This is a genomic window from Rhodopseudomonas palustris (assembly GCF_003591005.1).
GTDB classification, from domain to species: domain Bacteria; phylum Pseudomonadota; class Alphaproteobacteria; order Rhizobiales; family Xanthobacteraceae; genus Rhodopseudomonas; species Rhodopseudomonas palustris_K.
In genome coordinates, this window is record NZ_QYYD01000002.1 from 231,728 (window position 1) to 245,574 (window position 13,847).

The following is a 13,847-nucleotide window of genomic DNA, read 5'->3' on the forward strand; positions in this document are numbered from 1 at the left end:
CCATTCGCCATAAGTCAGGCGTCAGCGATCAATAGAGCCAAAGCCGGACCACCGATAGATCTGCATCAAACGCCCGCCCGATCGCCACCAGCCCGACCCGCCGCAGCCGGGCCGGCACGAAGGGCGTCTCGATGCGATGCGGCTGGAATTCCGCGAACGGCAGCCGCAGCACCGTTGGATGCGGCGGCGCCACAAAGGCGTGGCGATAGGATTGCTGCGGCCGGACCATATCGGTGGTGCGCAGATGCGCGCCGTAGGTCTCGCCATTGCCGAAGACTTCGAGTCCGATGCCCGTGAAGGCGCTGGCGTCGAATGCGCCGCCGTCCGGCTGAAGGTCCAGCGCGATCTGAATGAAGCCGCCATTGTTCTCGGTCGACACCGCGCCGCGCATCCGCACCGGTGCGTGCTCTCCGGCGCTCGGCGCGTGCAGCGTGCCTTGCGACACGCCGCCCATCACCATGTCGGTGATCAGGCGCCAGCGCCGTCGGCCCGCATCCGGCCACAGCTCGATCTCCGTCATCGGATCACCATCGGGAATGTCACCGCGATCGCCCAGGCGAACAGGATGGCGTTCGCCAGTGCGCCCGGCAATGGATGGTTGGTGGCCTTGTAGGTCCAGTTGCTGATCAGGCCGAAGGCGACGAACAGAAGCAGGATTGCCGGCACGATGATGATCAGGAAGAACAGCTTGTGCAGATTGAGCGCCACCGCGGCGGCGAGCGAGGCGAGAAAGCAGAATTTCGCCAGCGCATAGGCGCCGCGCCGCGCGCCTTCGCCGTGCGCCATCCATTCGGCGGTGACGAAATACGGGATGGTGCCGCAGGCGACCGCTGCGATCAGGTGCACGCGCGGTTCGATCGGCATGAAGGAGAACAGATAGGTATCGAGCGGCCAGCCGAAGCCGATGATGTTATAGGCGATCGCAACTGTCGCCGCGATGATCAGAGCGGCGATCGAGGTCCGTGGATGCGCCGGGTCCGGCAGCGATTCCAGCCGCGCAAGGCTGTGGCCGGCGTGGTGCGGCGGATGCGTCGCCGCCTTGCGCTGGCGTAGCCGGATGAGCCAGAGAATCGCGGCGGTCAGCGCGCCATACAGCAGGAAATGCAGCGTCAGGTAATCGCCGAGCAGGATGATCAGAAAGTCGGTGGGCGCCTTCCACAGCAGCAGCGGTGTCAGCACCGCGGGCGCGATGGCTGCGATCAGCAGCGGCTTCCAGGCGAGGCTGGCGCCCATCGGCACCGGCGCGGCTTGCGGCAGCAGCGCCGACAGCGGCCACGCCAGCGCGATCAGTCCACCGAACAGTAGCGCCAGCCAGATCGGCCTTCGGTCGATCCAGCCGCTGCTGGTGCGGCCGAAGGAGTCGTTCATCCAGGCGAGCGCCTCGCGCAGTGAGTCCTGGCTGTACAGCACGCCGATATGTTCGACTCCGGAGGACAGCGCCAGCCGCCGTGCGGTACCCTTGTCGAATTCGCCATAGGTGCGGCCGGCAACGGCGCCGCCGCCGGTCGACAGATTGACGATGCGCAGGCCCTCGTCGATCAGCATCTGCGGCTCGAGCGCGCCGACGATCACCAGCAGATTGCGCGGGCTCGTCGCGGTTGCGACCCGGGTGAACACCGACACTGCGACGGTCGCGACGATCTCCGGGTGCGCCATCGCGTAGCGCACCACGATGTCCGAGGCCATCGAATGGCCGAGCACGGCAGCGCGGCCGTCGCTCTGCGGCAGCGCTCGCGCGTAGTCGGTGACGCGCGCCAGATCGTCGACCAGCACGCCGGTGATCCTGGTCGGCTCGTCGACGTCGCCCTTCATCGTTACCGGATTGCGGCCATGGCCGGTGAAATCGAAGGTGACGGCGATGTAGCCGTTGCGTGCCATGGTCTGGGCGAACGGCTGCATCAATTGCTGCGAGCCGGCGAAGCCGTGAGCGATTACCACGACGGGCGCGCGCGTGGTGGTCGGAGCGCGAAACACCGTCAGCGGCGTATCGCCGACGGTCGCATGGGCGACGATCAGGTCACCCTTGCCGCGCTGCAGCTGCCACAGTGCCAGCGCTACCGCGATTACCGCCAGCAACGCGACGACGATGCGGACGGCGCCGAAGCTGTGGCCGGACTTCATCAGTCCTCACCCGCGATGTGTTTCCTGCGGATGCTGCGCACCGTCCACCAGATCGAGAGCGCTGCGATCGGCACGAAGCCTGCTGTAACCAGATTAGGGTCGACCTTGATCTGACCGGCCTCGTGCAGGCCTTTCACCAGGTAGCCGAACAGCCCGACCACGTAGTAGGTGATCGCCGCGGTCGACAGGCCTTCGACGGTGGTCTGCAGCCGCAACTGCAGCCGGGTCCGCGCGTTCATCGATTTCAGCAGTTCCTGGTTCTGCTGTTCGAGTTCGACATCGACGCGGGTGCGCAACAGATTGGCGGCGCGCGCGAGCTTGAGCGATAGGTCCGACTGCCGCGCCTCGGTGGTGGCGCAGGTGCGCATTGCCGGCTTCATCCGGCGCGCCAGAAACGACGACCAGGTCGGAAGGCCGCCGACCTTGCGTTCGCCGAGCGTGGCGAGGCGGCCGGTCATGATTTCCTCATAGGCGCGGCTGGCGCTGAACCGGCCGAGGCTGGCGGCGGCGCCGGCCTCGACTTCCGCCGCGAGTTCGGTGAGCTCCCGCAACAGGCGGTTGTTGATTTCGAGGTCGCCGGCCCTGCGCATCTCGGCGGTGACTTCGGCGAGGCGACGTTCGGCATTGCTGATCGATGGGCCGAGCCGCTGCGCTTCCGGCAGGCCGAGCAGCGCCAGCGTCCGGTAGGTTTCGATTTCAAGCACGCGTTGCACCAGCGCGCCGGCGCGCTCAGGCGCCATGCCGCGGTCGACCACCAGCACCCGCACAAACCCCGACGGGCCCGGCTGGAAGTCGGTCGCGTACAACGCCGCGCCATCGGAGTTTTCCGCCACTGCCAGGCTGGCGCGATTGAACAGCCGCTCCGGCGCGGTCACCGGCGGGTTGTCGGCGAGCACGTGCAGGTCCACCGCCACCAGCAACGGACCAGGTTGCGGCAGCAGCCGCATCGGCGAGGCGAGGGACGACGCATCGGGATGAAACGGTGTCGTGGTCGCGTCGGCGGTGAACTCCCAGGTGTAGGTGGTGAATTCCGAGTGCTGCTCCCAGCGCAGCGTCGTCGTTCCGAAGCTGGCGCGATGGTGCTTCTCGCCGATCGTCGGCCCCTGCAGTCCGCGCGACTCGCAGAAGCGCGTCATGGCCGCGCGGTCGGCTGCCGCCCTGTCACTCGTAGTATCGAACGCGAAGTGCAGCACGCGCGCCGGCACCGAGAGGGCCGTGAAAGGGCGCGCGTGAACCTCGCCGAGTACGACCGCCCGCAATGGATGCGGCGAAAGTCTACCATCGCCGTCACCGATCCGAACTTCTGCCGTCATGGGTATTTTGACCTTGCTCAACATTGCGCCGATTGACTTGAGTAGCATTGTGGCGCGATGGACAGAAGCCGAAAGGTTTTACCTGCACAGGCAGTGTAAGGCCGTCGCTGGCGCCCGAATTGTTCGAGATCAACGACCGCGGCACCCCGCCCGGTCTTACGAAAAATCCGGTAGTCATCTGTTTGCAATTTGGCCCGGACTGGTATTGTTCGGCCGTCAATCGCCGCGGGCCCTTCGCGGTCGTCGAATGGAGCGTGTGGTGAAAATTCCAGTCCGCATTGGGACGCGCAAGAGCGTGATGGCGCTTGCCCAGACCGAGGACATCGCCAAGCAGTTGCGTGCAGCCGCGAGCGAACTTGACGTCGAGATCGTGAAGTTCGAGACCGTCGGCGACAGTGATCAGGTCAGCAAGCTGCTGCCGCACGGCGGCAAGGGCGGGGCGTTCGTGGCGGAGATCCGCGCCGCGATGCTGCGCGGCGAGTTGCAGTGCGCCATGCACTCGCTCAAGGACATGCCGGCCAATGAAGAGACACCCGGGCTGATCGTCGCCGCCACCCTGGCGCGCGATCCGGCCAACGACTCGCTGGTGCTGCGCAAGGGCCTGACGCTGGACGAATTGAAGGCCTCGCGCGGCAAGGGCTACACCATCGGCACTAACGCGGTGCGCCGCGCCGCTTACGCCAGGCGGCTGTTCCCCGAGGTCAACGTCATTCACTTCCGCGGCGCCGCCGATACACGCCTGCGCAAGCTCGACAATGGCGAGAAGCAGCGGCTGCCGGACGGCGGCGAGGTCGGTCCCGCCGATGCGCTGATCATGGCGCGCTCCGGTCTCGAGCGCGTCGGCTTTGCCGATCGCATCGCGCACGACTTCACGCCGGACGAGATGCTGCCATCGGCCGGGCAGGGCATCGTTGCGGTCGAGTGTCCGATCAATGACTGGCAGACCCGCAAATATCTGGCGCTGATCGACGATCCCAAAGCGCGGCTTTGTTGCGATGCGGAACGTGAAGTCTTGTGGGTGCTGGACGGCCATTGCAACTCGCCGATGGCCGCTTACTCCACCATCAACGGCTCGGAGATGACGCTGAGCGCCTCGGTGCTCGATCAGGAAGGCGGGCTGTTCATCGAAGCCACCCGCACCGGGCGAGCCGATCGCCCGCGCGAGCTCGGCCGCAGTGTCGGCCTCGATCTGCTCGGCAAGGGCGCCGCCGCGATCATCGAAAAAACGCGGCCGGAGTAACTCATCCCATGGCGATCGTATTCCCGTTCTCCGCCATCGTCGGCCAGGAAGAGATGAAGCTCGCCCTGCTGATCGCGGCGGTCGATCAGAAGGTCGGCGGCGTGCTGGCGTTCGGCGACCGCGGCGCCGGCAAGTCGACCGCGGTGCGCGCGCTCGCCGCGCTGCTGCCGAAGATGAAGACGGTCGTCGGCTGCCGTTATAATTGCGATCCGGATCAGCCCGATCGCTATTGCGACGAGTGCAAGGACAAGCTCAAGCACGGCAAGGTCAAGACCGCGCAGGTGCCCGTGCCGGTGGTCGATCTGCCGCTCGGCGCCACCGAGGACCGCGTTGTCGGCGCGCTCGATCTGGAGCGCGCGCTCGCCAAGGGCGAGAAGGCGTTCGAACCGGGGCTGCTCGCCCGCGCGCATCGTGGCTTCCTGTATATCGACGAAGCCAATTTGCTCGAGGATCATCTCGTCGACCTGCTGCTCGACGTTGCCGCTTCCGGTGAGAACGTGGTCGAGCGCGAAGGCCTTAGCATCCGCCACCCGGCGCGCTTCGTGCTGGTTGGCACCGGCAACCCGGAAGAGGGCGAACTGCGTCCGCAACTGCTCGACCGCTTCGGCATGTCGGTGGAAGTCAAGACGCCGGATACGTTGCCGGAACGCATCGAAGTCGTGCGTCGCCGCGATACGTTCGAGAACGATCCCGGCGCCTTCATCGAGACGTGGACCAAGGAAGAAGGCAAGCTCCGTCGCAAGATTTCGCAGGCCAAGGAGCGGCTACCGGACGTGACCGTGCCCGACTCGGCGCTGGAGCGCGCAGCGAAACTTTGCATGACGCTCGGCACCGATGGGCTGCGCGGTGAGCTCACGCTGATGCGCGCCGCCCGCGCGCTTGCGGCGCTGGAGCACGACAAAACCGTCACCGACGATCACCTCAAGCGCATCGCGCCGTCGGCGCTGCGGCATCGGCTGCGCCGCAATCCGCTGGACGACGCAGGGTCGAGCGTGCGTGTCGATCGGGCGCTCGCTGAAATCTTCGGATGAGCATCTCGCCCGCATGGTCCGATGCGGTGACCGCGGCGCAGTTGTTCGCGGTGGATCCGGTCGGCACCGGCGGCGTGCTGCTGCGCTCGCGCGCCGGCCCGGTGCGCGACCGCTGGATGGCGCTGCTGCGCGCCGCGCTGCCACCGGATCAGCCGTATCGGAATCTGCCCCTGCATATCGCCGACGGCCGCCTGCTCGGCGGACTGGACCTGTCGGCGACGCTGCTCGCCGGTCGCCCGGTCGCCGAGCGTGGCCTCTTGGCGGAAGCCGACGGCGGCGTGCTGGTGGTGGCGATGGCCGAGCGGCTGCAGTCCTCTACCAACGTGTATCTCACCGCGGCGATGGACGCGCAGGAAACCGCGGTGGAGCGCGACGGCCTGTCGCTGCGGATGCCGGCGCGGTTCGGTGTCGTCGCGCTCGACGAGGGCATCGACGACGAGTTCGCGCCGGCTGGGCTGCGCGACCGGCTCGGCTTTCATCTCGATCTCGATCAGTTCGCCTGGCGCGACACCGAGGATTTTCCGGTCGAACTCGACGCCATCATGGCGGCGCGCGAACGTCTCGCCGGCATCAAGGTCGAGAGCGAGCAGATCGAGGCGATCTGCACCGCAGCGGCCGCGCTCGGCATCGTGTCGCTGCGCGCGCCGCTACTTGCGATCCGCGCCGCCAAGGCGAGCGCCGCTCTGTTCGATCGCCGCACCATCGAGCAGGACGACATCACGCTCGCCGCGCGCCTTGTGCTGGCACCGCGCGCGACGGTGTTCCCGCAGCAGGATCAGCCAGATCAGGCCGACGAGCCGCCGCCGCCCGAGCCGCCGCCGCCGGATGATAACAAGGACAACGACGATCAGCAGGAGCCGCCGACGCCGGATTTGGACAAGGCGCTCGACGAAGTCATCCTCGCCGCGGTGAAGGCCGCGATGCCGCCCGGTGTGTTAGAGGCGCTGCGCGCCTCCGCCGGCCGCTCGCGGTCGCGCTCCGCCGGCAAGGCGGGCGAGCTGCAGAAGTCGAAGAAGCGTGGCCGTCCCGCCGGCTCGCTGCGCGGCGAGCTGCGCGACGGCTCCAAGCTCAACGTCATCGAAACGCTGCGCGCCGCCGCGCCGTGGCAGCCGCTGCGCCGGCGCCAGGCCGAGACGCGTCCCGGCACCAAGCCGCGCGTGCTGGTGGAAAAGGACGACTTCCGCATCGCGCGCTTCAAGCAGCGCACCGAGACCATCACCATCTTCGTGGTCGACGCCTCGGGCTCGGCGGCGCTGCATCGTCTCGCCGAAGCCAAGGGCGCGGTCGAGTTGTTACTCGCTGATTGCTACGTGCGCCGCGATCAGGTTGCGATGGTGTCGTTCCGTGGCACGATTGCCGAAGTGCTGCTGCCGCCGACGCGGTCGCTGGCGCGCGCCAAGCGCAGCCTCGCCGGCCTGCCGGGCGGCGGCGGCACGCCGCTCGCGGCCGGGCTCGACACCGCCTTCATGATGGCCGACTCGATCAAGCGCAAAGGCCAGACCCCGACCGTCATCGTGCTCACCGACGGCCGCGCCAACATCGCCCGAGACGGCGCGCCGGGCCGGCCGCAGGCCGAGGAAGACGCCAAGACCTCGGCCCGTCAATTCCGCGTCGCCGGCATCAATTCGGTGGTGATCGACATGTCGCCGCGCCCGGGCCCGCAAGCCGAAGCCTTCGCCAAGGAAATGGACGCCCGCTATTTGCCGCTGCCGCACGCGGATGCAACGGTGCTGGCACAAGCGGTGACCGCCGCGGCGCGGGCGGGCTGATCGACGCGGCGCTTAGTTCATTCGGCACCACACCTCCCCACGTCATGCCCGGGCTCGTCCCGGGCATCCACGCCTTGCTGAAGGAAATGCCGGAAAGGCGTGGATGGCCGGGACAAGCCCGGCCATGACGGAGTAACAGGTATTACCTGCGTGCCAAGTCACAGGGTCACGATGCCAACAAAAAAGCCGGCGCTTGCGCACCGGCTTTGGTTTGTTGAACGAGAGCGGCTCAACCTTTGAACGCCCGCACCCGCTTCACCATCTGTTCGACATGAGCGGTCGACGCATCCGGGGTGATGCCGTGGCCGAGGTTGAAGATGTGGCGGCCGGCGGAGAAGTTCTTCAGGACGTCGTCGACGCCTTCGTCGAGCGCCGCGCCGCCGGCGATGAGCAGCAGCGGATCGAGATTGCCCTGCACCGCGACCTTGGTCTGCACCTGCTCGCGGATCAGCTTCGGCTCGGCGGTCCAGTCGATGCTCACCGCGTCGACGCCGGTGCGCTCGATGAAGGCCGGCAGCAACGCGCCGGCGCCGCGCGGGAAGCCGATGATCTTGGCGCCCGGCACCTGCTTGCGCACGCCCTCGACGATGCGCCGCGTCGGTTCGATCACCCAGCGTTCGAATTCGCGCGGCGGCAAAATGCCGCCCCAGGTGTCGAACAGCTGCAGCACGTCGGCGCCGGCTTCGAGTTGCTTCAACAGATACGCGATCGAGCTCTCGACCAGCACGTCGATGATCTTGGCGAAGGCGCCGGGGTGCTGATACGCCATCAGCCGCGCCGGAGCCTGATCCGGCGTGCCATGGCCGGCCACCATGTAGGTGGCGACCGTGAACGGCGAGCCGCAGAAGCCGATCAGCGTAGTTTCCTTCGGCAGTTCGCTGCGCACGATGCGCAGCGCCTCGAACACCGGCTCGAGCTTGGTCAGATCGATCGCGCCGTTCAGCGTGCCGACCAGGTCCGGTGAATTCAACGGATCGAGCCGCGGGCCTTCACCGGCTTCGAACCGCACCGAGCGGCCGAGCGCGTAGGGCACCACCAGAATGTCCGAGAAGATGATCGCGGCGTCGAAGCCGAAGCGCCGGATCGGCTGCAGCGTGACCTCGGCGGCGAGCTTGGCGTTGAAGCACAGATCGAGGAAGCTGCCGGCCTCGGCGCGCGTGGCGCGGTATTCCGGAAGATAGCGACCGGCCTGCCGCATCATCCACATCGGGGGAGAAGCCTGCCGGTTGCCGGAAAGCACTTCCATGAACGGTTTCGTCACCAGATTCTGTGTCAAGAGATCTACCCACTGTTTTACGACAAGCGACCTTGACGGTCTGATACACTGCGAACACCGTCTTGACCACGCCGACCTGCGGCGGAGGCCGCCGCGAATAGGAATTTCGAGATGAGCGAAACTGCGACCACCCCAGCATCCCCCACACCCCCCGAAACCCGCCGCCAAGAGCCGGCGCTGCCGCCGCCGGTGCCGGGCGAAAAGCACGACATCGACAGTTTCGGCGGACGGCTGACCTATTGGTCGGCCGCGCCGGCCGAGCCGTCCTCGGAGCCGCCGCTGCTGCTGATTCACAGCATCAACGCCGCCGGTTCGGCCTATGAGGTCCGGCCGATCTTCACGCACTACGCAGCCAGGCGCCCGGTCTACGCGGTGGAATTGCCCGGGTTTGGACATTCGTCGCGTACCAAGCGTCAATACACCATTCGGATGATGACGGATGCGATACATTCCGTAGTTGCCGAAATTCAGAAGGCGCATCCGGATCAAAAGATTGACGCGCTGGCGCTGTCGCTCGGCAGTGAGTTTCTCGCCCGTGCGGCGAGCGAAACGCCGGCCGCGTTTCGCACGCTCGCGCTGGTGGCGCCGACCGGCTTCGACAAGAAGAACCAGCGCTGGAGCCGCGGCTCGCGCGCGATTCCGTGGCTGCATTCGTTTTTCGAGAATCCGCTGTGGAGCGAGAGCATCTTCAAGGCGCTTACCGCCAAGCCGGTGATCGCCTGGTTTCTGAAGAAGGCGTTCGGCTCGCCCAACATCGATCAGGGCATGCTCGACTACGACTATCTGACGACGCATCAGCCCGGCGCCCAGCACGCGCCTTATTACTTCGTCTCGGGCTTCCTGTTCAGCCAGGACATCCTGCGAATCTATCAGGACCTGCCGATGCCGGTGTGGTTCAGCCACGGCGTGCGCGGCGATTTCGTCGATTACGGCTTCAAGAACACGGTCGAAGGCCGGCCGAACTGGACCATCACCGTGTTCCAGACCGGTGCGATGCCGCATTTTGAAGTGCCGAGCGAATTCATGCGCGCCTACGACGAATTCCTCGCGCGCGTGACCGGGCCGAGCGTGGTGACGCTGTAGCGGCGATGGCGATGAGACGCCCCAACAGCGATTGGGCACGACCTCTCCCCACGTCATGCCCGGGCTTGTCCCGCCTGCGCGGCCGTAGCCGCTTCGGCGCGGCGAAGGCCCGGGCATCCACGCCTTGGGGCCTCGCCGCGCGGCAAGGCGTGGATGGCCGGGACAAGCCCGGCCATGACGGAGTTGAGCGCCGAACCAGAAATCGACCGCAACAAGCCGGCACGGCTGCTCACTCCGCGTCGGAGTTCGCGCCATGAGCGACCTCGTCTGGAGCCGCGACGGCGCCGACTGGCCGCATCGCGAGGCGAGCCGGTTCGTCGAGGCCGGCGGCTTCCGCTGGCATGTGCAGCAGATGGGGCCGGCGGGGGCGCCGGTGCTGCTGCTGATCCACGGCACCGGCGCCGCGACGCATTCCTGGCGCGGCCTGATGCCGCTGCTGGCCAAGGACTATCAGGTGATCGCGCCGGATCTGCCCGGCCACGGCTTCACCCAGTCGCCGCGCGCGCACCGGCTGTCGCTGCCCGGCATGGCGGCCGATCTCGCGGCGCTGCTGCGCGTGCTGAACGTCTCGCCGCAGATCGTGGTCGGTCACTCGGCCGGCGCCGCGATCGCCGCGCGGATGTGCCTCGACGGCGCCATCGCGCCGAAGCTGCTGATCAGCCTCAACGGCGCCTTCCTGCCTTACGGCGGGCCTGCGGCGAACTTCTTCTCGCCGCTCGCCAAGATGCTGGTGCTGAATCCGTTCGTGCCCAGCCTGTTCGCCTGGCAGGCCGGCTCGCGCGGCGCGGTCGAGCGCCTGATCGGCAATACCGGCTCGACGCTCGACGCGCAGGGACTGAAGCTCTACGGCAAGCTCGTCGGCAATTCCGGCCACGTCGCCGCCGCGTTGCGGATGATGGCGAACTGGGACCTGGAGCCGCTGCTGCGCGCGCTCCCCCAATTGAAGCCGCAACTCGTTCTGGTCGCGGCCGAAGGCGACCGCGCAATTCCGCCGTCGGTCGCCCGTCAGGTGCAGGAAATCCAGCGCAAAGCCGTCATCGAGCGGATCCCGCGGCTGGGCCATCTGGCGCATGAGGAGCAGCCGCAGTTGATCGCCGACCTGATTGCGCGATTTTCGCGCCTGACCGCGCAAAATGTCGAATAGATCAAAGACGGGACTGTAAGTTTCGCATTACACATTTAGACTGGTTCGGCTGTCAATTTTTCGTTACAGTGGTCCCCATGCTCGATCCCGGTCCCAAACCCGCGCCCCGTACCCCTGATGATCGTGCCCCGCATGCGGTGGTGATCGGCTCCGGCTTTGGCGGCCTGGCCGCTGCGGTCCGGCTCGGCGCCAAAGGGTATCGCGTCACCGTCCTGGAAAAGCTCGATCAGCCCGGTGGCCGGGCTTATGTCCACAAACAGGACGGCTTCTCGTTCGACGCCGGCCCGACCATCGTCACTGCGCCATACCTGTTCGAGGAGCTGTGGAAGCTGTGCGGCAAGCGGATGTCGGACGACATCACGCTGAAGCCGATGTCGCCGTTCTACCGGATCCGCTTCGACGACGGCACGTTCTTCGACTACTCCGACGACCGCAACGCGGTGCTCGACCAGATCGCCAGGTTCTGCCCGGACGACGTGCCGGCCTATGACCGCTTCATGGCGGCGTCGCACGAGATCTTCAAGGTCGGCTTCGAGCAGCTCGGTGACCAGCCGTTCAGCCGCTTCACCGACATGCTGAAGATCGCCCCGGCGATGCTGCGGCTGGAGAGCTATCGCAGCGTCTACAGCCTCGTCGCCAAGCACTTCAAGGATCCGAAGCTGCGGCAGGTGTTCAGCTTCCATCCGCTCTTGATCGGCGGCAACCCGTTCATGTCGAGCTCGGTGTATTGCCTGATCACTTACCTCGAAAAGCAGTGGGGCGTGCATTCGGCGATGGGCGGCACCGGCGCGCTGGTCGCCGGCCTCGCCAAACTGATCGCAGGGCAGGGCAATCGCATCCTGTACAATCAGGACGTTCGCCAGATCGTCGTCGAGCACGGCGCGGCGACCGGCGTCAAGCTCGCTGACGGCGAAGTCATCAAGGCCGACATCGTCGTGTCCAATGCCGATTCGGCCTCGACCTATCGCTATCTGCTGGCGCCCGAGGCGCGCAGGCGCTGGACTGACGCCAAGATCGAGCGCTCGCGCTACTCGATGAGCCTGTTCGTCTGGTACTTCGGCACCAAGCGGCGCTACGAGGACGTCAAGCACCACACCATCCTGCTCGGGCCGCGCTATCGCGAGCTGATCAGCGACATTTTCGGCCGCAAGGTGCTGGCCGACGATTTCAGCCTGTATCTGCATCGCCCGACCGCGACCGATCCGTCGCTGGCGCCGCCCGGCTGCGATACGTTCTACGTACTGTCGCCGGTGCCGAATCTGCTCGGCGATATCGACTGGCACAGCAAGGCCGAGCCGTATCGCGCGTCGATCGCCAAGATGCTGGGAGCGACCGTGCTGCCGGGTCTCGAGGAGCAGGTGGTGAGTTCGAAGATCACCACGCCGCTGGATTTTCAGGACCGGCTGTCGTCGTTCCGCGGCGCAGCGTTCGGGCTGGAGCCGGTGCTGTGGCAGAGCGCCTGGTTCAGGCCGCACAACCAGAGCGAAGACGTCAAGAATTTGTATCTGGTCGGCGCGGGCACCCATCCCGGCGCCGGGCTGCCTGGTGTGCTGTCCTCCGCGCGCGTGCTCGATTCCCTGGTCCCCGAGGCCAACAGTCTGGTGACGTCATGAGTTTGCAATCCGATCTGCTGGCCCAATCCGACATGCTGGCCTGCCGCGAGATGATCAAGGAAGGCTCGCACACCTTCCACGCGGCTTCCAAGGTGCTGCCGCGGCGGATCAGCGATCCGGCGATCGCGCTCTATGCGTTCTGCCGCGTCGCCGACGACGCCGTCGATCTCGGCCTCGACCGCGCCGCCGCGGTCGACGTGCTGAAGGACCGGCTCGATCGCGCCTGCCGCGGCCTGCCGCGCGCTTATCCGTCCGACCGCGCCTTCGCGGACGTGATCGCGCGCTTCTCGATTCCGCCGGCGATTCCCGAGGCGCTGATCGAAGGCCTCGAATGGGATTCGCAGGGCCGCCGCTTCGAGACGCTGTCCGATCTGTACGCTTACTGCGCGCGCGTCGCCGGCACCGTCGGCGTGATGATGACGCTGGTGATGGGCCAGCGCCGGCCGGACATCGTCGCCCGCGCCTGCGACCTCGGCTGCGCGATGCAGCTCACCAACATCGCCCGTGACATCGGCGAGGACGCCCGCAACGGCCGCATCTACATGCCGCTGCAATGGATGCGCGAGGCCGGTCTCGATCCGGAGAGCTGGCTCGCCGATCCAAAATTCACGCCGGAGATCGCCGGCATCGTCAAGCGGCTGATCGACACCGCGGACGCGCTGTACGATCGCGCCACGCTCGGCATCGCCCACCTGCCGCGCTCGTGCCGGCCCGGCATCTTCGCGGCGCGTGCGCTGTACGCCGAGATCGGCCGCGAGGTCGAACGAAGCGGCCTCGACTCGGTGTCGAGCCGCGCCGTGGTCTCGACCGGCCGCAAGCTCGCGGTGCTGGCGCGCTTGCTCGCGTTCCAGGAAACCGAATGGGCGCCGGCGAAGTATCTGCCGGCGAAATTCGGCGACATGGAAGAGACCCGCTTCCTGATCGACGCGGTAATTGCCCACCCGGTCCGTGAAATGCCGGCGCGTCCCAAGGTCAAGCCGCTCGAACAGAAAGTCGCCTGGCTGGTCGAGCTGTTCACCAAGCTCGAACGCCGAGACCAGATGCTGCAACGCAGCCGGGTGTAGTTAGCTAATAGGTTCAATAAGGTCGTCATGCCCGGGCTCGTCCCGGGCATCCACGCCTTGCTGAGCAGAGGCGAAGGCGTGGATGGCCGGGACAAGCCCGGCTATGACGTCCGGGATAGGCTGTGGCCTAACACCGAGCGCGGTAGCCGCCACCCGTTTGCAAAAACTCTCGAAGCCGCCACACTGGCGTGGT

At 66.7% G+C, this 13,847-nt stretch carries 11 protein-coding genes; 7 read left to right on the forward strand and 4 right to left on the reverse strand.

Annotated features, from left to right (window positions below; genetic code table 11):
* Positions 1-28 precede the first annotated feature (28 nt).
* From D4Q52_RS03010 to D4Q52_RS03020, 3 genes are read right to left on the reverse strand one after another with little or no spacing between them, the layout of a single operon-like run.
* Positions 29-520: a CIA30 family protein gene (locus tag D4Q52_RS03010; RefSeq protein ID WP_119855048.1), complete on the reverse strand. Its 492-nt coding sequence runs from the start codon at positions 518-520 to the stop codon at positions 29-31.
* A complete protein-coding gene (locus tag D4Q52_RS03015; RefSeq protein ID WP_119855049.1) occupies positions 517-2,121 on the reverse strand; it encodes an alpha/beta hydrolase in 1,605 nt (534 codons plus the stop codon). Before D4Q52_RS03015 ends, D4Q52_RS03010 begins: the two co-directional genes overlap by 4 nt.
* A complete protein-coding gene (locus D4Q52_RS03020; RefSeq protein WP_119855050.1) occupies positions 2,121-3,434 on the reverse strand; it encodes a DUF3422 family protein in 1,314 nt (437 codons plus the stop codon). Before D4Q52_RS03020 ends, D4Q52_RS03015 begins: the two co-directional genes overlap by 1 nt.
* Positions 3,435-3,681: 247 nt before the next feature.
* Here D4Q52_RS03020 and hemC point away from each other — a divergent pair, with 247 nt between their 5' ends.
* From hemC to D4Q52_RS03035, 3 genes are read left to right on the forward strand one after another with little or no spacing between them, the layout of a single operon-like run.
* Complete coding sequence (gene hemC, locus D4Q52_RS03025; protein ID WP_425328446.1) at positions 3,682-4,674, forward strand: hydroxymethylbilane synthase; 993 nt, start codon at positions 3,682-3,684, stop codon at positions 4,672-4,674.
* A gap of 8 nt (positions 4,675-4,682) precedes the next feature.
* Entirely contained in the window at positions 4,683-5,705 is a 1,023-nt protein-coding gene (bchI, locus tag D4Q52_RS03030; protein ID WP_119855051.1) for a magnesium chelatase ATPase subunit I, read from the forward strand.
* Positions 5,702-7,474 (forward strand): magnesium chelatase subunit D, encoded by a 1,773-nt coding sequence (locus D4Q52_RS03035; protein ID WP_119855052.1) that lies wholly within the window; start codon positions 5,702-5,704, stop codon positions 7,472-7,474. The genes bchI and D4Q52_RS03035 overlap by 4 nt, the downstream gene beginning before the upstream one ends.
* Before the next feature lie 229 nt (positions 7,475-7,703).
* Here D4Q52_RS03035 and hemE read toward each other — a convergent pair whose 3' ends face one another.
* The gene (gene hemE, locus D4Q52_RS03040) at positions 7,704-8,720 is read right to left on the reverse strand and encodes a uroporphyrinogen decarboxylase (protein WP_182915218.1); all 1,017 of its coding nucleotides are present in this window, start codon (positions 8,718-8,720) and stop codon (positions 7,704-7,706) included.
* Between the two features lie 141 nt (positions 8,721-8,861).
* Here hemE and D4Q52_RS03045 point away from each other — a divergent pair, with 141 nt between their 5' ends.
* From D4Q52_RS03045 to D4Q52_RS03060, 4 genes are all read left to right on the forward strand, one after another.
* Positions 8,862-9,833: an alpha/beta fold hydrolase gene (locus tag D4Q52_RS03045; RefSeq protein ID WP_119855053.1), complete on the forward strand. Its 972-nt coding sequence runs from the start codon at positions 8,862-8,864 to the stop codon at positions 9,831-9,833.
* Between the two features lie 253 nt (positions 9,834-10,086).
* Positions 10,087-10,977, forward strand: a complete 891-nt coding sequence (bchO, locus tag D4Q52_RS03050) for an alpha/beta fold hydrolase BchO (RefSeq protein WP_119855054.1) — start codon at positions 10,087-10,089, stop codon at positions 10,975-10,977.
* A gap of 77 nt (positions 10,978-11,054) precedes the next feature.
* A complete protein-coding gene (locus D4Q52_RS03055; protein WP_119855055.1) occupies positions 11,055-12,590 on the forward strand; it encodes a phytoene desaturase in 1,536 nt (511 codons plus the stop codon).
* Positions 12,587-13,654: a phytoene/squalene synthase family protein gene (locus D4Q52_RS03060; RefSeq protein WP_119855056.1), complete on the forward strand. Its 1,068-nt coding sequence runs from the start codon at positions 12,587-12,589 to the stop codon at positions 13,652-13,654. The genes D4Q52_RS03055 and D4Q52_RS03060 overlap by 4 nt, the downstream gene beginning before the upstream one ends.
* The last annotated feature ends 193 nt before the right edge of the window (positions 13,655-13,847 follow it).

Coding starts and splice junctions, on each gene's coding strand:
- D4Q52_RS03010 (WP_119855048.1), bottom strand. CDS start 520: ATGACGGAGATCGAGCTGTGGCCGGATGCGGGCCGACGGCGCTGGCGC.
- D4Q52_RS03015 (WP_119855049.1), bottom strand. CDS start 2,121: ATGAAGTCCGGCCACAGCTTCGGCGCCGTCCGCATCGTCGTCGCGTTG.
- D4Q52_RS03020 (WP_119855050.1), bottom strand. CDS start 3,434: ATGACGGCAGAAGTTCGGATCGGTGACGGCGATGGTAGACTTTCGCCG.
- hemC (WP_425328446.1), top strand. CDS start 3,682: ATGGAGCGTGTGGTGAAAATTCCAGTCCGCATTGGGACGCGCAAGAGC.
- bchI (WP_119855051.1), top strand. CDS start 4,683: ATGGCGATCGTATTCCCGTTCTCCGCCATCGTCGGCCAGGAAGAGATG.
- D4Q52_RS03035 (WP_119855052.1), top strand. CDS start 5,702: ATGAGCATCTCGCCCGCATGGTCCGATGCGGTGACCGCGGCGCAGTTG.
- hemE (WP_182915218.1), bottom strand. CDS start 8,720: ATGGAAGTGCTTTCCGGCAACCGGCAGGCTTCTCCCCCGATGTGGATG.
- D4Q52_RS03045 (WP_119855053.1), top strand. CDS start 8,862: ATGAGCGAAACTGCGACCACCCCAGCATCCCCCACACCCCCCGAAACC.
- bchO (WP_119855054.1), top strand. CDS start 10,087: ATGAGCGACCTCGTCTGGAGCCGCGACGGCGCCGACTGGCCGCATCGC.
- D4Q52_RS03055 (WP_119855055.1), top strand. CDS start 11,055: ATGCTCGATCCCGGTCCCAAACCCGCGCCCCGTACCCCTGATGATCGT.
- D4Q52_RS03060 (WP_119855056.1), top strand. CDS start 12,587: ATGAGTTTGCAATCCGATCTGCTGGCCCAATCCGACATGCTGGCCTGC.